Origin of the sequence: Stenotrophomonas sp. GD03819, from assembly GCF_029841665.1 — a bacterium.
Classification (GTDB): domain Bacteria; phylum Pseudomonadota; class Gammaproteobacteria; order Xanthomonadales; family Xanthomonadaceae; genus Stenotrophomonas; species Stenotrophomonas geniculata.
In genome coordinates this window covers 1-18,650 of sequence record NZ_JAOCEW010000058.1, presented here as the reverse complement: position 1 = coordinate 18,650, position 18,650 = coordinate 1, and the positions used below count along the sequence as shown (strand labels likewise).

Sequence of the window (18,650 nt, the reverse complement as noted above, 5' to 3'; positions counted from 1 at the left end):
CGACCTGTTCCGGGTGCTGCGGTACGCGCTTGAGCTTGTCGGTGTTCACGCCGTACTCGTCGCGCAGGCGTTCGGCCAGCTCCTTGTACAGCGCCTTGTCCATGTCCGGCGTGCGCGAGAAGATCCAGGCCATCTCACGGCCGGGGTAGCCGATCAGCGCCCACGAGTAATCCGGCGCCACTTCCAGCACCCGCGAATGGGTCGGCACGACGCGGTAGAACCAGGTGCGCCAGCCGTGGTTGCCGCTGTCCGGGTCGACGCTGGCGCGGGCACGCACTTCCTGCAGCGGTTCGCCGAAGCCATCACGGTAGCGGTAGGTGATGCCGACCTTGTGCGCGTCGCGCAGCTCGTACTCGTTGACGCTGGCGACATGGCCACGTTCGATGAAGTTCGGCACGCGGCCGATCACATACCAGGTGCCCATGAAGCGCTTCAGGTCGATCGGTGCGTCCAGGGCAGCTGCACCAGAGGCACTGGTACGGGGCGACGGCGGCTCACTGGCGGCCACGGCGGGGCCGGCCAGGGAAAGGGCCAGCAGCGCGGCGCAGAGCGGGCGGATCGAAGTCATGCGGGAGCGGGCTCCAGTGGGCTTGCACGCGCATGGTCGACTGTGTGCACGCGATCCGTCAATGGTGTCGCAACCTGTGAGAAGGGCCTTGCCCAAACTGTGTTGCATTGTCCACCGGAGAAGCCCCATGTACGCACGTTCCGTTCGCCGCCCTGCAACTGAACGCGTCATCATTGAACGCGCCGATCCACGCCTGCTGCGCAGCGTGCAGCAGGTGGCGCTGGCCGGCCTGGCACTGGTGCTGGTCTGGCCAGCCGCGCGCGGCAGCAACGCCTGGCTGGGCTGGCTGCCGATGTGGCTGGTGGGCATGCCGCTGGTGGCCTGGTGGGCGTTGCTGCGCTTCCCGCTGCCTGGACTGTCGTGGCTGCGGCTGGCCCGGCGTACCGGTGGACAGGCCCGTCGCCGGACCGGCGGCACGACCCGTGGCCGGCGCAGCCCCGCGGCCACGGCCTGACCTTCGACACGGGGGAGACCGCGACATTCCGTGCTAGCGTTCCAAGGCTTATGACTGCCTGGAGCTGCAATGTCACGACTCGCTTCCGCCTGCCTGCTGGCCGGCATGATGACCGCTGCCTCGGTGGGGACCGCCGTGGCCGCTGAAGACACCGACCGTTACGCTTGGCTCGAAGACGTCACCGGCGACAAGCCGCTGACCTGGGTCAAGGAACAGAACGCCAAGTCCGAGGCGCGCCTGGCGCAGACCCCGGCCTTCAAGCAGATGGAGACCAGCATCCGCGAGGTGCTCGACTCCGATGCCAAGATTCCCGGCGTGCAGAAGATCGGCGACTACTACTACAACTTCTGGAAGGACCAGCAGCACGAGCGTGGCCTGTGGCGCCGCACCACCCTGGCCGAGTACCGCAAGGCCTCGCCGCAGTGGGAAACCGTGCTTGACCTGGATGCGTTGAACAAGGCCGAAGGCGAGAACTGGGTCTGGCACGGTGCTGACTGCCTGCGTCCGGACTACAGCCGCTGCCTCATCGCGCTGTCGCGCGGTGGCGCCGACGCCGATGTCACCCGCGAATTCGACCTGTCCAACAAGAGCTGGATCAAGGACGGCTTCTTCCGTCCGGAGTCGAAGGGCGGCCTCAGCTGGATCGATCGCGATACGGTGTTCGTCTACACCGACTTCGGTGCCGGTTCGATGACCACCTCCGGCTACCCGCGCGTGGCCAAGCTGTGGAAGCGCGGCACGCCGATGGCCTCGGCCACGGCCGTGTACGAAGGCAAGCCGGAAGACATGTACATCGCGGCGATGCACGATGACACCCCGGGCTTCGAGCGCAACCTGGTCAGCCGCACCCTGGCCTTCTACAACAACGAGATCTACCTGCGCGGCGACGACGGCACGCTGACCAAGATTGATGCGCCGAACTCGGCCGAGAAGGGCCTGCACAAGCAGTGGCTGACCCTGGAGTTGCGCGACCCGTGGACCGTGGGCGGCAAGACCTATGCCTCCGGTTCGCTGCTGGCCACCAAGCTGGATGACTTCCTGGCGGGCAAGCGCGACTTCGAGGTGCTGTTCACCCCGACCGCGACCACCTCGCTGGCCAGCGCCACCTGGACCAAGAGCCATCTGGTGCTGAACGTGCTGGATGACGTCAAGAACCGCCTGTCGGTGCTGACCCCGGGCGCCGATGGTTGGCAGACCAGCCGCTTCGTCGGCGCGCCGGCCTTTGGCACGCTGGGCGTGGCCGCGGTGGACAGCAACGACAGCGACGCGGTGTGGCTGACCGCTACCGACTACCTGACCCCGACCACGCTGGCACTGGCCGAGATCGGCCAGGCGCCGGAAACGCTGAAGACCATGCCGGCCTTCTTTGATGCCAAGGGCAAGGTGATCGAGCAGCACTTCGCCACCAGCAAGGACGGCACCCGCGTGCCGTACTTCGTGGTGCACGACAAGGCGATGAAGCTGGATGGCTCCAACCCGACCCTGCTGTACGGCTACGGTGGTTTCGAGATCTCACTGACCCCGAACTACTCCGGTGGCATGGGCCGCGCCTGGCTGGAGAAGGGCGGCGTGTACGTGGTCGCCAACATCCGTGGTGGTGGCGAGTACGGCCCGCGCTGGCACCAGGCAGCGCTGAAGCAGAACCGTCACAAGGCCTATGAAGACATGGCCGCGGTGGCGCGCGATCTGGTCAAGCGCAAGATCACCAGCGCCAAGCACCTGGGCGTGCAGGGCGGCAGCAACGGTGGCCTGCTGACCGGCAACATGCTGACCCAGTACCCGGAACTGTTCGGTGCGGTGGTGGTGCAGGTGCCGCTGCTGGACATGAAGCGCTACAGCCATCTGCTGGCCGGTGCCTCGTGGATGGCCGAGTACGGCAACCCGGATACCAGCGACTGGGAGTTCATCAAGACCTTCTCGCCGTACCACCTGTTCAACGCGAAGAAGAACTACCCGCCGGTGCTGTTCACCACCTCCACCCGCGATGATCGCGTGCATCCGGGCCACGCCCGCAAGATGGCGGCGAAGATGATCGACGCCGGCAAGGACGTGACCTACTACGAGAACATCGAAGGTGGCCACGGCGGTGCAGCCAACAACGCGCAGGCCGCACACATGTCGGCGCTGGCCTACAGCTTCCTGTGGGAACGCCTCGGCGGTAAGTGACGGAATGAAAAACGCCGCCTTCGGGCGGCGTTTTTCGTTGGGTCCGCGTATCCACGTGGCGTGGAGCCAGTAGATCCACGCCATGCGTGGATGCTGTTCGCGCAGGGCGATCAGGTGCCCCAGCTCTTCAACCCACGCGCGATCCGCGCCACCGCCTCCTGCAACCGCGGCACTTCCTGCGTATAGGCCAACCGCACATGCTGGTTGGCGCGATGGAAGCCGAAATCCAGCCCGGGGGTGAATGCCACGTGCTCGGTTTCCAGGAAGTGCGCGCAGAACGCCTGCGCGTCGTCGGTGAATGCGCTCACATCGGCGTACAGGTAGAACGCACCCTGCGGCTCGACTTCGATGCGGAAGCCCAGTTCGCGCAGTGCAGGCAGCAGGAAATCGCGGCGCTGGCGGAACGCCTCGCGGCGTTGCTCGAAGATCGCCATCGATTCCTCGCTGAAACAGGCGAGGGCGGCATGCTGAGCGATGCTCGACGCGCTGATGTACAGGTTCTGTGCCAGCTTCTCCAGATCGGGCACGGCCGCCGGCGGTGCCACCAGCCAGCCCAGCCGCCAGCCGGTCATGCCGAAGTACTTGGAAAAACTGTTCAGCACGAACGCGCTGTCATCCACCTGCAGCACGCTGGGCGCATCCAGGCCGTAGGTCAGGCCGTGATAGATCTCGTCCACCACCAGGTGGCCGCCCCGCGCGTGCAGGGTCTGCGACAGGGCTGACAGTTCGTCGGCGGAAAGCACGGTGCCGGTCGGGTTGGCCGGCGAGGCGACCAGCGCGCCGACGCTGTCGGCGTTCCAGTGTTGTTCCACCAGCGATGGAGTCAGCTGGTAGGCGGTTTCCGGCCCGACCGGCACCAGCTGCGCACCGCCTTCCACCAGGCGCAGGAAGTGGCGGTTGCACGGATAACCGGGGTCGGCCAGCAGCCAGTGGCGACCAGGATCGACCAGCAGGCTGCTGGCCAGCAGCAGCGCACCGGAGCCGCCGGGGGTGACCAGGATGCGTTCGGGATCGATGTCCAGCCCGTAGTGGCTGCGATAGAAACCACTGATGGCCTGGCGCAGGGCCGGCAGGCCACGTGCGGCGGTGTAGCGGGTATGGCCGGCGGCCAATGCGGCCTGGCCGGCACGCACGACCGGTTCGGCCGTGGTGAAGTCCGGTTCGCCGATTTCCAGGTGGATCACATCGTGGCCGGCCTGTTCCAGCGCCTGTGCGCGGGCCAGCAGCGACATCACGTGGAACGGAGCGATTTCATGGCTGCGCCGGCTGTAGCCCGGCGTGTGGGGCAGGGTACTCATCTGCCCATGGTACGCCGGTCGGCATGACCCATGACGATCCGCAGGGTTGCCGCATTGCAGGGATTGGGGTCAGATCCCTTTTCGGGAAAAGGGATCTGACCCCGCCGAAGACCATTGCATTGATGCGCCTGGAGCCTTATCTCATGAAATCCACTCTCTGCCTGTTGCTTGCGAGCCTGATGACCACGACCGCTACCGCCGCCACGCCGCCCGTTCCGCCGGATGCCGCCAAGCACCCGCATGTGGTCAAGGCGCCGTTCGGCGCGACCCGCAACGATGACTATTACTGGCTGCGCGACGACAAGCGCGAGAACAAGGACATGCTGGCCTACCTGCAGGCCGAGAATGCCTACGCTGACCAGCTGCTGGCACCGCTGAAGCCGCTGGAAGACACCCTGTACAAGGAGATCGTCGGCCGCATCAAGCAGGACGATTCCAGCGTGCCGGCGCGCGAGCGCGGCTACTGGTACTACAGCCGTTTCGAGACCGGCCAGGACTACCCCATCCACGCGCGCCGCAAGGGCAGCATGGACGCGGCCGAAGAGATCCTGCTGGACGTCAACACGATGGCCGCTGGCAAGGGCTACTTCAGCGTCGGCTCGATGGAGGTCAGCCAGGACAACCAGCTGCTGGCCTGGGCCGATGATGATGTGGGCCGCCGCCAGTACACGATCCGCTTCAAGGACCTGGCCACCGGCAAGGTGTTGCCCGATGTGATCACCGGCAGCTCCGGCGACTTGGTCTGGGCCGACGACAACCGCACCGTGCTGTATGTCGAGAACGATCCGGAAACACTGCTGACCGTGCGCGTGAAGAAGCACGTGCTGGGTACCCCGGCCAGCGCCGACACCGTCGTCTACGAAGAGAAGGACGACAGCTTCTACATGGGCATCGGCCGCACCCGCGACGATCGCTTCATCACCATCGGCGTGCACAGCACCGTGTCCTCGGAAGAGCGCTATGCACCCGCCAGCGACCCGACCACCTTCACCGTACTGGCCCCGCGCCAGCGCGATGTCGAGTACGACGCCGATCACTACGACGGCCGCTGGGTGATCCGTACCAACGATGGTGCGAAGAACTTCAAGCTGGTCACCGCACCGACCGATGCGACCTCGCGCGTGCAGTGGAAGGACTGGATCGCGCATGACGATGCGGTGTTCATCGAAGGCTTCGAACTGTTCGACGGCTACACCGCCATCGCCGAACGTTCCGAAGGCCTGGAACGCATCCGCCTGCTGTTCAAGGACGGTCGCAGCGACTACGTGAAGGCCGACGAGCCGGCGTACTCGATGGGCCTGGGCGACAACACCGAGGCCGATACGCCGTGGCTGCGCTACGTCTACACCTCGATGACCACCCCGACCACGGTGTTCGAACTGAACACCGCCACCGGCGAGCGCCGCCAGCTGAAGGTGCAGCCGGTGATCGGCTATGACGCCTCGAAGTACGAAACCGATCGCGTCTGGATCACCGCGCGCGATGGCGTGAAGGTGCCGGTGTCGCTGGTCTACCGCAAGGGCTACCAGAAGGATGGCAAGGGCGCGCTGTTCCAGTACGCCTATGGCAGCTACGGCATGTCGATGGACCCGTACTTCAACCAGACCGCGGTGAGCCTGCTCGACCGCGGCGTGGTGTATGCCATCGCCCACATCCGCGGTGGCCAGGAAATGGGCCGCGACTGGTACGAGAACGGCAAGCTGCTGCACAAGCAGAACACCTTCAACGACTTCATCGACGTCACCCGAGGGCTGGTGGCACAGGGCTGGGCGGCGAAGGATCGCGTCGCCGCATCCGGCGGCAGTGCCGGTGGCCTGCTGATGGGCGCGGTGGCCAACCAGGCCCCGCAGGATTACCGGGTGATGGTGGCGCAGGTGCCGTTCGTCGATGTGGTCACCACCATGCTCGACCCGACCATTCCGCTGACCACCAACGAGTACGACGAGTGGGGCAACCCGGAACAGAAGCCGTACTACGACTACATGCTGTCCTACTCGCCCTATGACAACGTGAAGCAGCAGGCCTATCCGGCGCTGTTCGTGGGCACCGGCCTGTGGGATTCGCAGGTGCAGTACTGGGAACCGGCGAAGTGGGTAGCCAAGCTGCGTGACGACAACACTGGCCCCTACCCGATCCTGTTCCGCACCAACATGGAAGCCGGCCACGGCGGCAAGTCGGGGCGCTTCCAGCGTTACCGCGAGCTGTCCGAGTCGTATGCGTTCGTGCTGCAGCAGTTGGGCATCGCCCAGCCGTGATGGCGACAGGGTGCCGGGCACTGCCTGGCACCCTGAACCGGTATCCTTGCGGCCATGAGCGCGCCAGATCCTTCCGCCCCTCGCAACGCCACCGCGCCACCGCGCGTGGTGCGTTTCCGCTGGGCGTGGTGGCTGCTGGCGTACGTCAGCCTCGGTACCGGCATCGTCGGGATCTTCGTGCCGGGCCTGCCGACCACCGTATTCATCCTGATCTCGGCGTGGGCCGCCTCGCGCGGCTCCGAGCGCCTGCACAGCTGGCTGTTGCAGCATCCACGCTTTGGCCCGGCCATCGCCAACTGGCAGGCGCATGGTGCAGTCAGCCGCTACGGCAAGTGGATGGCCACGATCACCATGGCGGTATGCGCCGGCATCATGCTGTGGTGCGTGCCGATCGCCTGGGTGAAGTGGTTCTCGATCGGCAGCATGACCGTGGTGGCGATCTGGCTGTGGACCCGGCCGCTGCCGCCGCCCGCGGATTGAACCTCTGCGGTGGTGCCGGCCGCTGGCCGGCAACCCGATCCCCTGCACCAACCGCTCAGCCGCCAGTGGCTATACTCGGGGCATGAAGACCCCCCATCGAAACGCCATCCTGATTCCGCTGGCAGCGGCTTCGCTGCTGTTCCTCGCCGCCTGCGGCAACAAGGGCCCGCTGGTACTGCCGCAGAAGCCGGTGCCGGTGGAAGAAACCGTCGAACCGGTTGCCGAGCCCGCGACCGAAGCGACCCCGACCGAGACCCAGGGCAGCGGCACGCCGGCCACGACCGTGGACCCGGCTGCACCGACGACCCAACCGGCGCCTGCGCCTGCGAAGAAGGTGGGCGGCGGGAATGAGTAAGGCCGGTTCCAAGGCGCTGCGCTTCAGCAAGATGCATGGCGCGGGCAATGATTTCGTAGTGATCGACCTGCGTGACGGCACTGCGCCGCCCACGCCTGAACTGGCCGCGCGCCTGGCCGACCGCCACACCGGCGTCGGCTGCGATCAGATCCTGACCATCGAAGCACCGCGCGCGGAAGGCTCGGTGGCGTCCTACCGCATCTGGAATGCCGACGGTTCCAACTCCGAGCAGTGCGGCAACGGCGCGCGCTGCATCGCGGCCTGGCTGGTGCGCGAGGGCAGTGCGCAGGGCGGTGCATTCGTCATCGACAGCCCGTTGGCCAGCCACGAAGTGAAGATGCTGGGCGAGGGCCAGTTCGCGGTGACCATGGGGGTGCCTGCGTTCGAGCCGGCCAACGTGCCGCTGATGGGCTTCGCCCACGCGCGCGAGGAATACCTGCTGCCGCTGCAGGGCGAGAGCGTCCGCTTTGCTGCGGTATCGATGGGCAATCCGCATGCGGTGATTGAAGTGGGCCTGATCGATGCCGCACCGGTCGAGCGCGTCGGTTCGCTGCTGCAGCAGCATGCGTCGTTCCCGCGCTCGGTGAACGTGGGCTTCGTACAGGTGATGGGCCCGGCGCATGCACGTCTGCGTGTGAATGAGCGCGGCGTCGGTGAAACCCTGGCCTGTGGCAGCGGTGCCTGTGCCGCTGCGGTGACCCTGATGCAGCGTGGCCGCCTGCAGCGTGACGCGCGCATCAGCCTGCCCGGTGGTGACCTGCGCATCCAGTGGCCAGGCGATGGCCAGCCGGTGGTGATGGCCGGCCCGACCGCATTCGTCTTCGAAGGGGAGTGGATCGCATGACCGAAACCGTCGACAAGCTCGGGGCCCATGAAGTCGCTGCCTGGTTGCGGCGTCATCCGGGCTTCCTCAAGCAGTTCCCGGACCTGGCCCTGACCCTGGTGGTGCCGCGTGATGACGGTCCGACCGCGTCGCTGGCCAGCTACCAGCTGGAAGTGCTGCGCGAGAAGAACCGCGAGCTGGCACGACGGTTGGCCGATCTGGGCGCAACCGCCCAGATCAATGAACGCCTGGCAGTGCGCACGCATCAGCTGACCCTGGCGCTGATGAAGCAGGACAACGCCGCCGATACCCTGCGTGCTATGGCTGCCTCGCTGCAGGAAGATTTCGCCGGCGACCTGGTACGGCTGGTGGTGCACAGGCCGGTGGCCGGGCTGGAGCAGGCCGACTGGCTGCAGGTGATCGCCGCCGATGATCCGCAGCTGGGCCCGTTCCGCGACTGCCTGAAGGATGGCGAGCCGATCTGCGGCCGCCTGCAGCCGGAAAAGAATGCCGTGCTGTATGGCGTGCGCAGCGAGGAAGTGCAGACCACCGCACTGCTGCCGCTACCGGGCATGGGCCTGATTGCGGTCGGAAGCCACGACCCGAACCGCTTCTATCCGGGCATGGGCACGCTGTTCCTGCGCATGATGGGCGATGCGCTGGTCACCGGCCTGAAGCGCTTCCCGGGCTGAGCAGGACACGACGATGAGCGCGGTACAGGCCTTCCTGCAGCACCTGCAGGTGGAACGGCGGATGTCGGCGCATACGCTTGATGCCTACCGCCGCGACCTGGATGCGCTGTCGGTCTGGGCCGAGCCACGTGGTGTAGCGGTGGAGGCGCTTGATGCTGACGCGGTGCGCCAGTTCGTCGCCGACGAGCATCGCCGCGGCCTGTCGGCCAAGAGCCTGCAGCGCCGCTTGTCGGCCTGCCGCAGCTTCTATGCCTGGCTGCTCAAGCACGGGCGCATCGAGGTCAGTCCGGCGGCGACGCTGAAGGCGCCGCGTGCGCCGCGCCGGTTGCCGCAGGTGCTTGACGCCGACGAAGCCGTGCAGCTGGTCGAGCTGGAACCGGAAGGCGAGCTGGGCCGCCGTGATCGCGCGCTGCTGGAACTGTTCTATTCCTCCGGCCTGCGCCTGAGCGAAGTCTGCGCGCTGACCTGGCGCGATCTGGATTTCGACAGCGGCCTGGTCAGCGTGCTGGGCAAGGGCAATCGCCAGCGGCGGGTGCCGTTCGGCAGGCCTGCGCGCGAAGCACTGCAGGCGTGGCGCGCGGAAAGTGGCGGTGGACCGGCCTCGCCGGTATTTCCCGGCCGCAACGGGCCGATCAGCCAACGCGCGGTGCAGATCCGCATCCGCCAGCTGGCGCAGCGCCAGGGCCTGTTCAAGCACGTGCACCCGCACATGCTGCGGCACAGCTTCGCCAGCCATATCCTGGAATCATCCGGTGACCTGCGTGGCGTGCAGGAGCTGCTCGGCCATGCCGACATCGCTACCACCCAGATCTACACCCACCTCGACTTCCAGCATCTGGCCAAGGTCTACGACGCCGCGCATCCGCGCGCCAAGCGCCGCAACAAGGGCGACACGGCTGAATAGCCCGCCTTTGATCTGGATCAGGGCAGGGCGGGCGCTACCGGCGCATCGTGGCCGCAGGCCACGAAGAACCCGCCACCATGGCGAAGCCCATTCCGCTGCATCCCAGGCATCCCGAGCGCATCTGCTGGGGCTGCGACCGCTACTGCGCAGCTGACGCACTGGCCTGCGGCAATGGTTCCGGCCGCACCCAGCATCCCATCGAGACGCAGGGCGAAGACTGGTATATCGCCTGGGGCATCGAGCCCAATCCGGATCGGCCTTCGCAAGCCAAGCGCTGAACGGCAGCCATCCGCACAGGCTTGATCGCACCCGGCGCTGTCCCCATGTCCCGGGAACAGCTATCGGAGGCCGCATGGACCCCAGTCAGAATCCCAACGTTTTCCACGCCACCACCATCGTCTGCGTCCGTCGCGGCGAGCACGTGGCCATTGCCGGCGACGGCCAGGTCACGCTGGGCCACACCGTGATGAAGGGCAATGCGCGCAAGGTGCGCCGCCTCGGTCGTGACGGCCAGGTGCTGGCCGGCTTCGCCGGTGCCGCCGCCGATGCCTTCACCCTGTTCGAGCTGTTCGAGGCCAAGCTGGAAAAGCACGGCCAGCTGCAGCGCGCTGCGGTCGAACTGGCCAAGGATTGGCGCACCGAGCGCCGCCTGGGCAAGCTCGAGGCCCTGCTGGCAGTGGCCGACAAGGAAACCTCGCTGATCATCAGCGGCACCGGCGATGTGATCGAACCGGAGGACGGCATCATCGCCATCGGTTCCGGCGGTTCCTATGCGCTGTCGGCCGCGCGCGCGCTGATGGCGCACACCGAACTGGATGCGCGCACCATCGCCAGCGAAGCCATTGGCATTGCCGGCGACATCTGCATCTACACCAACCGCAACGTGGTGGTCGAGGAGCTGTAACGCCTCCCGATCCGCCGGGCATGGCCCGGCGCTACCGACAACGAATCCGTGAGCACATCCATGTCGAAGATCGAAGTTTCCTCCGCCACCATGACCCCGCGCGAGATCGTGCAGGAACTGGACCGGCATATCGTGGGCCAGCACGACGCCAAGCGCGCCGTGGCCATCGCCCTGCGCAACCGCTGGCGCCGCATGCAGCTGGTGCCGGAGCTGCGCAATGAAGTGATGCCGAAGAACATCCTGATGATCGGCCCGACCGGCGTCGGCAAGACCGAAATCGCGCGCCGCCTGGCCACGCTGGCCAACGCGCCGTTCGTGAAGGTCGAAGCGACCCGCTTCACCGAAGTCGGCTACGTCGGCAAGGATGTCGAGCAGATCATCCGTGACCTGGCCGATACCGCAGTGAAGCTGTACCGCGAACAGGCCAAGGTGCGCGTGCGTACCCAGGCCGAAGAACGCGCAGAGGACCGCATCCTCGATGCGCTGCTGCCGCGCCGCAGCGGTGGCATCGGCTTCGATCCGGAAGTCGCCCGCAACGAACCGTCGGCGCAGGACAACGAGACCCGCATCAAGTTCCGCAAGATGCTTCGCAACGGTGAGCTGGACGAGCGCGAGATCGAGCTCGACCTGGCCGCCAATGTCAGCATGGACATCATGACCCCACCGGGCATGGAGGAAATGGGCCAGCAGCTGAAGTCGATGTTCGCCAACCTCGGCGGCGGCGCCAAGGCGCATAAGCGCACGCTGACCATCAAGGCCGCGCGTCCGCTGCTGGTGGAAGAAGAGGCCGGCAAGCTGGTCAACGAAGACGATATCCGCACGGCGGCGATCGAGGCCTGTGAGCAGCACGGCATCGTCTTCATCGACGAGATCGACAAGGTCGCCAAGCGTGGTGACAACGTGGGCGGTGGCGACGTGTCCCGCGAAGGTGTGCAGCGCGACCTGCTGCCGCTGGTGGAAGGCTCCAACGTGTCCACCAAGTACGGCACCATCAAAACCGACCACATCCTGTTCATCGCCTCCGGTGCGTTCCACCTGGCCAAGCCCAGCGATCTGATTCCGGAGCTGCAGGGTCGCTTCCCGATCCGCGTTGAACTGGGGGCGCTGAGCAAGAACGATTTCGTGCGCATCCTGACCGAGCCGAAGGCCGCGCTGACCAAGCAGTACGAAGCGCTGCTGGCCACCGAGGGCGTCAAGGTCAGCTTCACTGCCGACGCCATTGATCGTCTGGCCGAGATCGCCTTCCAGGTGAACGAGCGCCAGGAGAACATCGGTGCCCGCCGCCTGCATACCGTGCTGGAGCGCCTGCTGGATTCGCTCAGCTACGAGGCACCGGACCGCGACGGCGAAACCCTGGCCATCGACAGTGCTTATGTCGATGCACACCTGGGCGAGCTGGTGCAGGATCCGGACCTGAGCCGCTACATCCTGTAATGCCCGGCTCCGCAAAGCTATGGGGCCGCCGAAAGGCGGCCTTTTTGTTGGCGGTCAGTGCGGGTGCCGGGCGCGGTAGGCCTGCAGTACCTGGTCGATCACCGCACTGGTGCGCGCAGCGCTGATGCCGGTCGACGGTGAACAGCCGTTGCCACGCAGTTCGTCCACGAGGGAGGCGATCAACGGCTGCTGGACCGCTGGCGGGTTCGGGATATCGAACGCCTGCACGCCCGCTTCGGTCTCCAGAACCACCGGAACGTCCTCGAAGGTGGCAAAGCGCAGCTGCCCGCGGTCGCCGGTGATCTCGATCTCATCCTGGCGGCGGAAGGCGCAGAAGCTCCACTGCGCGATGCCATGCGCGCCCATTCCGGTACGGAAGCACATCGAGACGCTGTCCTCGGCGGCGTAGGCGCCGGTCAATGAACTGGCCAGGCCACGCACATCGCTCAGCGGCCCCAGGAGATGGTCGAGCAGGTCCAGGGTATGCGAGCCCAGATCGACGAACAGCCCGCCGCCGGCGATCGCCGGATGGGTCCGCCAGAAGTCCGGCGAGGCGGCATTCGCCGAATGCGGCCGGTGCAGGGTGGCGCGCACGCTGCGCGGCGTACCGATCGCGCCGCTGTCCAGCAGCTGTTTCACCTGTGCGAAGCGGGGCAGGGCGCGGCGGTAATAGGCCACGAACACCGGCACGCCGCGGCGTGCGCTGGCCTCCAGTACGCGTTCGCATTCGGCGTGATCCATGGCCATCGGCTTTTCGATGTAGACCGGCTTGCCCGCGGCGATCGCCTGCAGCGCGTACTGCATGTGCGTCGAGGGGGGCGTTGCGACGTACACCGCGTTCACTTCGGGATCGGCGATGAGCGCATCAGCGTCCGCGTACCAACGGGGAATGGCATGGCGCCTCGCGTAATCCTCGGCCAACGCCGCATTGCGGCGCATGACCGCTGCAACCCGTGATCCGGGTGTGCTGGCCAGGGCCGGGCCGCTCTTCTTCTCGGTGACACTGCCGCAGCCGATGAAGCCCCACACCACATTGTCCAGGATCATGGGTCTGTCCTCAGATGGGTACGGCGGTAGTGGCGGCAGCGCCGCTCACGCGTCCGGCAACGGCTCGGGCACCGTTCCGGGCACGAACACGCCATCCTTCACGTAGGCGGCCAGAGTCATGTCCAGCGCGAGCATGCCGTCGCGCTTGAGGTCCATCAGTTCCGGTTCGACCATCGCGCCGTGCAGCACGCCCAGGACGGTGGCGTGCAGCATGCGCGCGGCGATCTTCGGGTCCGCTCCTTCGCGCAGCTGGCCCAGGTCCCGGGCCCGGCGAAGCGCACGCTCCATCCGGTCCAGCGCATCGCGGAATCCGGCCTGCTGCATTTCGGTCAGCACCTTGGTGTCGGCCGAGGCATCGCTGCGCAGCATGATCTCCATGGTCTTGCGCAGGCGCTCATCCTCGGACAGCTCGATGAACGAGTGGATCATCACCGCGCGCAGGTCGTGTACCGGCGTGTCGCGCTGCTCGGTGGAGGTGCGTTCCAGTTCCTGCATGAAGGGCAGGTGCACCCGTTCAACGATCGCGGCCAGCACCTCGCTCTTGTTCTTGAAGTGCCAGTACACCGCGCCACGGGTATAGCCGGCGCGGGCGCCGATCATCTCCAGCGTGGTACGGGCCACGCCGTGTTCATGGAAACAGGCTTCGGCGGCGTCAAGGATGCCTTCCCGGGTTGCCTGGGTGTCCTCTTTGGTCTTGCGGGCCATGGATGGGTACGAGTGCGGGTGAAACGTGGCTGAATTGTACCTGTTTACAAACAAACACGCATGTGTGTATATTTCCGTCCCATCATTCCCGCCGTGTGCGTGGCAGGCCGTTGCCGGCTGCTTCTCCCCGCCGGTGAGCGTTGCCTGCTGGCGCTTTCGGCCTGTATCAGCGCGTTTTGAGATTCCTTCCCCTGAGAGCCTTTCCGTCATGTTGCTGAGCCGAATCCGACCCATCGCGCTGTCGCTGGCCATCGCCGCGACCGTGGCTGCCTGCGGCGGCCAACCCCAGGCCCCCGAACAGGGCCCCGGTGACGTCACCGTGGTCACGCTGAAGTCCGAGACCGTGGGCCTGACCCGCGAACTGCCGGGCCGTACCAATGCCTTCCTGGTCGCCGAAGTGCGCCCGCAGGTGAATGGCATCGTCGCCAAGCGCCTGTTCACGGAAGGTGGCATGGTCAAGGCCGGCGAGCCGCTGTACCAGCTCGACGACGCCAGCTACCGCGCCCAGGCCAACAATGCCCGTGCCCAGCTGGCCCGCGCCGAAGCCACCGCCAATGCCGCCCGCCTGAGCGCCAGGCGCATCACCGAGCTGGCCAAGGTCGACGCGGTCAGCCAGCAGGATCTGGAAAACGCCGTGGCCGCGCAGAAGCAGGCCGAGGCCGACGTCGGCGCCGCCAAGGCATCGCTGGATGCGGCCAACGTCACCCTCGGCTACGCCCGTATCACCGCGCCGATCAGCGGCCGCATCGGCAAGTCCAGCGTCACCCAGGGTGCGCTGGTCAACGCCGGCCAGGCCAATGCGCTGGCCACCGTGCAGCAGCTGGATCCGATCTATGTCGACCTGACCCAGTCCTCGGCCGAGCTGCTGCAGCTGCGCCGCGAACTGGCCGCCGGCCGCCTGCAGGACAACCAGACGCTGCCGGTCAGCATCCTGATGGAAGACGGCAGCACCTTCGAGCACAAGGGCACGCTGGAGTTCTCCGAAGTCAGCGTCGATCCGGCCACCGGCAGCTTCGGCCTGCGCGTGAAGGTGGACAACCCGGACGGCCTGCTGATGCCGGGCATGTACGTGCGCGCAGTGATCGGCGGCGGCGTGCGCAGCGATGCGGTGCTGGTACCGATGGCCGGCATCGCCCGCGATCCGAAGGGTGACACCTCCGCGATGGTGGTCGACAAGGACAACAAGGTCGAAGTGCGCCCGGTCAAGGTCAGCCGCACGGTTGGCGACAAGTGGCTGGTCGAGGACGGTCTGAAGGCCGGCGACAAGGTCATCGTCGAAGGCCTGCAGAAGATCGGCCCCGGCATGCCGGTCAAGGCCACCGAGAAGGGCGCTGCTCCGGCCAAGCCGGCAGCGGCCGCCCAGCCTGCCGCTCCGGCCGGCGACGCGAAGTAAGCGGAGAACCCCATGGCACGCTTTTTCATCGATCGACCCATCTTTGCATGGGTGATCGCCATCATCATCATGCTCGCCGGCGGCCTGGCCCTGTTCAAGCTGCCGGTCTCGATGTATCCCAACGTCGCACCGCCGGCGGTGGAAATCAGCGCCACCTACCCGGGTGCATCGGCCAAGGTGGTCGAGGACTCGGTGACGCAGATCATCGAGCAGAACATGAAGGGCCTTGATGGCCTGATCTACTTTTCCTCCAACAGCTCGTCCAACGGCCAGGCCACCATCACCCTGACCTTCGAGAGCGGCACCAACCCGGACATCGCCCAGGTGCAGGTGCAGAACAAGCTGCAGCTGGCCATGCCGCTGCTGCCGCAGGAAGTGCAGCGGCAGGGCATCAACGTGGCCAAGTCCAGCTCGGGCTTCCTGAACGTCATCGCGTTCGTGTCCGAGGACGGCAGCATGGACGCCAACGACATCGCCGACTACGTCGGTTCCAATGTCGTCGACCGCCTGAGCCGCGTGCCGGGCGTGGGCAACATCCAGGTGTTCGGTGGCAAGTACGCCATGCGCATCTGGCTGGACCCGAACAAGCTGCATACCTATGGCCTTTCGGTCGCCGAAGTGACCGCAGCGATCAAGGCACAGAACGCCCAGGTCGCCATCGGCCAGCTCGGCGGTGCGCCGTCGATCAAGGGTCAGCAGCTCAACGCCACCATCAACGCGCAGTCGCGCCTGCAGACCCCGGAACAGTTCCGCAACATCATCGTGCGCGGTGCGCAGGACGGTGCCGAGCTGCGCCTGGGTGATGTCGCCCGCGTCGAGCTGGGTGCGGAATCGTACGACTTCGTCACCCGCTACAACGGCCAGCCGGCCAGCGGCCTGGCGGTCACCCTGGCCACCGGCGCCAACGCGCTGGATACCGCCGCCGGCGTGGATGCCGCGCTGGAGGACATGAAGAGCTTCTTCCCGGCCGGGCTGAAAGCCGAGATCCCGTACGACACCACGCCGTTCGTGCGTGTGTCGATCAAGGGCGTCGTGCAGACCCTGATCGAAGCGATCGTGCTGGTGTTCGTGGTGATGTACCTGTTCCTGCAGAACTTCCGCGCCACCCTGATCCCGACCATCGCCGTGCCGGTGGTGCTGCTGGGTACCTTCGGCGTGCTGGCGATGCTGGGCTTCTCGGTGAACATGCTGACCATGTTCGCGATGGTGCTGGCGATCGGCCTGCTGGTGGACGATGCCATCGTGGTGGTGGAAAACGTCGAGCGCATCATGTCCGAAGAGGGACTGTCGCCGCTCGAGGCCACCCGCAAGTCGATGGGCCAGATCACCGGCGCACTGGTCGGCATCGGCCTGGTGCTGTCGGCAGTGTTCGTGCCGATGGCCTTCATGAGCGGTTCCACCGGCGTGATCTACCGCCAGTTCTCGGCCACGATCGTCTCGGCGATGGCATTGTCGGTACTGGTCGCGATCGTGCTGACCCCGGCGTTGTGCGCGACCATGCTCAAGCCGCTGAAGAAGGGCGAGCACCATGTTGCCCATCGCGGCCTGGCCGGTCGTTTCTTCAACGGCTTCAACCGCGGTTTCGACCGCACCAGCGAAAGCTACCAGCGTGGCGTGCGCGGCATCATCCATCGTCCGTGGCGCTTCATGGGCATCGTTGCGGCGCTGTTCGTGCTGATGGGCGTGCTGTTCGTGCGCCTGCCCAGTTCGTTCCTGCCCAACGAAGACCAGGGCGTGCTGATGGCGCTGGTGCAGGCGCCGGTGGGTGCCACCCAGGAACGTACGCTGGAATCGATCGCGGCACTGGAAAACCACTTCCTGCAGAACGAGAAGGATGCGGTGGACTCGGTGTTCTCGGTGCAGGGCTTCAGCTTCGCCGGCATGGGCCAGAACGCGGGCATGGCATTCGTCAAGCTGAAGGACTGGAGCGAGCGTGACGCCAACAATGGCGTGATGCCGATCACCGGTCGCGCGATGGCGGCCCTGGGCCAGATCAAGGATGCCTTCATCTTCGCCTTCCCGCCGCCGGCCATCCCGGAGCTGGGTACCGCTTCGGGCTACACCTTCTTCCTGAAGGACAACAGCGGCCAGGGCCACGAGGCACTGGTGGCCGCGCGCAACCAGCTGCTCGGCCTCGCCGCCGGCAGCAAGAAACTGGCCAACGTGCGCCCGAACGGCCAGGAAGACACGCCGCAGTTCCGCATCGACATCGATGCGGCCAAGGCGACCTCGCTGGGGCTGTCGATCGACCAGATCAACGGCACCCTGGCCGCCGCGTGGGGCAGTTCGTACATCGATGACTTCGTCGATCGCGGCCGCGTCAAGCGCGTGTTCGTGCAGGCTGACCAGCCGTTCCGCATGGTGCCGGAGGACTTCGATCTCTGGTCCGTGAAGAACGACAAGGGCGAGATGGTGCCGTTCAGCGCGTTCGCCACCAAGCACTGGGACTACGGCTCGCCGCGCCTGGAGCGCTACAACGGCGTGTCGGCAATGGAAATCCAAGGCGAACCGGCCCCGGGTGTGGCCTCCGGTGACGCCATGGCCGAGATCGAACAGTTGGCCAAGCAGCTGCCGGCGGGCTTCGGCATCGAGTGGACGGCGATGTCCTACCAGGAACGCCAGGCCGGCTCGCAGACGCCGCTGCTGTACACGCTGTCGCTGATGATCGTGTTCCTGTGCCTGGCCGCGATGTACGAAAGCTGGAGCGTGCCGACCGCGGTGCTGCTGGCGGCCCCGCTGGGTATCCTCGGCGCCGTGCTGGCCAATACCTTCAAGGGCCTGGAACGCGACATCTACTTCCAGGTGGCGATGCTGACCACGGTGGGCCTGACCAGCAAGAACGCGATCCTGATCGTCGAGTTCGCCAAGGAGAACCTGGAGAAGGGCGCCAGCCTGATCGAGTCGATCATGCACGCCGTGCGCGACCGCTTGCGTCCGATCGTGATGACCTCGCTGGCCTTCGGCATGGGCGTGGTACCGCTGGCGGTCTCCACCGGTGCCGGTTCCGGCGCCAAGCAGGCGATCGGTACCGGCGTGCTCGGCGGCATGATCGTCGGCACCGTGCTCGGTGTGTTCTTCGTGCCGCTGTTCTTCGTGGTGGTGCAGCGCGTGTTCAAGCGCAAGACCGCCGAGTGATGAAATCCGGTAGCGCCGGGCCATGCCCGGCGAGCAC

General features: G+C 66.3%; 17 protein-coding genes. 13 read left to right on the top strand and 4 right to left on the bottom strand.

Annotated elements, in window-relative coordinates; genetic code table 11:
- On the bottom strand, nucleotides 1-568 hold a 568-nt coding region (locus N5D45_RS21705), incomplete at its 3' end, for a lipocalin family protein (protein ID WP_279939616.1).
- Nucleotides 569-695: 127 nt separating this feature from the next.
- On the opposite strand from N5D45_RS21705, the gene N5D45_RS21700 reads away from it, so the two are divergent.
- Nucleotides 696-1,022 carry a hypothetical protein gene (locus N5D45_RS21700; RefSeq protein WP_010481372.1) on the top strand — a complete coding sequence of 109 codons (327 nt, stop codon included), beginning with the start codon at nucleotides 696-698 and terminating at the stop codon, nucleotides 1,020-1,022.
- A 69-nt stretch (nucleotides 1,023-1,091) separates the two neighbouring features.
- On the top strand, nucleotides 1,092-3,188 hold the full coding sequence (locus tag N5D45_RS21695) for a prolyl oligopeptidase family serine peptidase (protein ID WP_010481373.1): 2,097 nt from the start codon (nucleotides 1,092-1,094) through the stop codon (nucleotides 3,186-3,188).
- Between the two features lie 110 nt (nucleotides 3,189-3,298).
- Here the strand turns inward: N5D45_RS21695 and N5D45_RS21690 are convergent, their stop codons facing one another.
- Nucleotides 3,299-4,486, bottom strand: a complete 1,188-nt coding sequence (locus tag N5D45_RS21690) for a pyridoxal phosphate-dependent aminotransferase (protein WP_057504335.1) — start codon at nucleotides 4,484-4,486, stop codon at nucleotides 3,299-3,301.
- Nucleotides 4,487-4,629: 143 nt separating this feature from the next.
- Here N5D45_RS21690 and N5D45_RS21685 point away from each other — a divergent pair, with 143 nt between their 5' ends.
- The 9 genes from N5D45_RS21685 to hslU all read left to right on the top strand — a co-directional run bounded on the left by N5D45_RS21685 (nucleotide 4,630) and on the right by hslU (nucleotide 12,333).
- Nucleotides 4,630-6,741, top strand: coding sequence for a S9 family peptidase (locus N5D45_RS21685; RefSeq protein WP_057504334.1), 2,112 nt, complete (start codon nucleotides 4,630-4,632; stop codon nucleotides 6,739-6,741).
- Between the two features lie 54 nt (nucleotides 6,742-6,795).
- Nucleotides 6,796-7,221 carry a YbaN family protein gene (locus N5D45_RS21680; RefSeq protein ID WP_043401030.1) on the top strand — a complete coding sequence of 142 codons (426 nt, stop codon included), beginning with the start codon at nucleotides 6,796-6,798 and terminating at the stop codon, nucleotides 7,219-7,221.
- An 82-nt stretch (nucleotides 7,222-7,303) separates the two neighbouring features.
- Nucleotides 7,304-7,576 (top strand): lipoprotein, encoded by a 273-nt coding sequence (locus tag N5D45_RS21675; protein ID WP_019337667.1) that lies wholly within the window; start codon nucleotides 7,304-7,306, stop codon nucleotides 7,574-7,576.
- Entirely contained in the window at nucleotides 7,569-8,420 is an 852-nt protein-coding gene (dapF, locus tag N5D45_RS21670) for a diaminopimelate epimerase (protein WP_043401027.1), read from the top strand. Before N5D45_RS21675 ends, dapF begins: the two co-directional genes overlap by 8 nt.
- Nucleotides 8,417-9,091 (top strand): DUF484 family protein, encoded by a 675-nt coding sequence (locus N5D45_RS21665; protein WP_057504333.1) that lies wholly within the window; start codon nucleotides 8,417-8,419, stop codon nucleotides 9,089-9,091. The genes dapF and N5D45_RS21665 overlap by 4 nt, the downstream gene beginning before the upstream one ends.
- Nucleotides 9,092-9,104: 13 nt before the next feature.
- Complete coding sequence (gene xerC / locus N5D45_RS21660; RefSeq protein WP_049435918.1) at nucleotides 9,105-9,995, top strand: tyrosine recombinase XerC; 891 nt, start codon at nucleotides 9,105-9,107, stop codon at nucleotides 9,993-9,995.
- Nucleotides 9,996-10,072: 77 nt separating this feature from the next.
- Nucleotides 10,073-10,273, top strand: a complete 201-nt coding sequence (locus N5D45_RS21655) for a DUF3079 domain-containing protein (protein ID WP_010481389.1) — start codon at nucleotides 10,073-10,075, stop codon at nucleotides 10,271-10,273.
- A 74-nt stretch (nucleotides 10,274-10,347) separates the two neighbouring features.
- Nucleotides 10,348-10,899 carry an ATP-dependent protease subunit HslV gene (hslV, locus tag N5D45_RS21650; RefSeq protein WP_005411093.1) on the top strand — a complete coding sequence of 184 codons (552 nt, stop codon included), beginning with the start codon at nucleotides 10,348-10,350 and terminating at the stop codon, nucleotides 10,897-10,899.
- Nucleotides 10,900-10,959: 60 nt separating this feature from the next.
- The gene (gene hslU, locus N5D45_RS21645) at nucleotides 10,960-12,333 is read left to right on the top strand and encodes an ATP-dependent protease ATPase subunit HslU (protein ID WP_019337671.1); all 1,374 of its coding nucleotides are present in this window, start codon (nucleotides 10,960-10,962) and stop codon (nucleotides 12,331-12,333) included.
- A gap of 54 nt (nucleotides 12,334-12,387) precedes the next feature.
- On the opposite strand, the gene N5D45_RS21640 is transcribed toward hslU, so the two are convergent.
- A complete protein-coding gene (locus N5D45_RS21640) occupies nucleotides 12,388-13,380 on the bottom strand; it encodes a Gfo/Idh/MocA family oxidoreductase (protein ID WP_043401018.1) in 993 nt (330 codons plus the stop codon).
- 45 nt (nucleotides 13,381-13,425) lie between these two features.
- Entirely contained in the window at nucleotides 13,426-14,085 is a 660-nt protein-coding gene (gene smeT, locus N5D45_RS21635; protein ID WP_019337673.1) for an efflux transporter SmeDEF transcriptional repressor SmeT, read from the bottom strand.
- Between the two features lie 208 nt (nucleotides 14,086-14,293).
- Between smeT and smeD the strand changes: the two genes are divergently transcribed.
- Together smeD and smeE are read left to right on the top strand one after the other, a co-directional pair.
- A complete protein-coding gene (gene smeD / locus N5D45_RS21630; RefSeq protein ID WP_019337674.1) occupies nucleotides 14,294-15,478 on the top strand; it encodes a multidrug efflux RND transporter periplasmic adaptor subunit SmeD in 1,185 nt (394 codons plus the stop codon).
- A 12-nt stretch (nucleotides 15,479-15,490) separates the two neighbouring features.
- Entirely contained in the window at nucleotides 15,491-18,613 is a 3,123-nt protein-coding gene (smeE, locus tag N5D45_RS21625) for a multidrug efflux RND transporter permease subunit SmeE (RefSeq protein ID WP_010481397.1), read from the top strand.
- Nucleotides 18,614-18,650 lie beyond the last annotated feature (37 nt).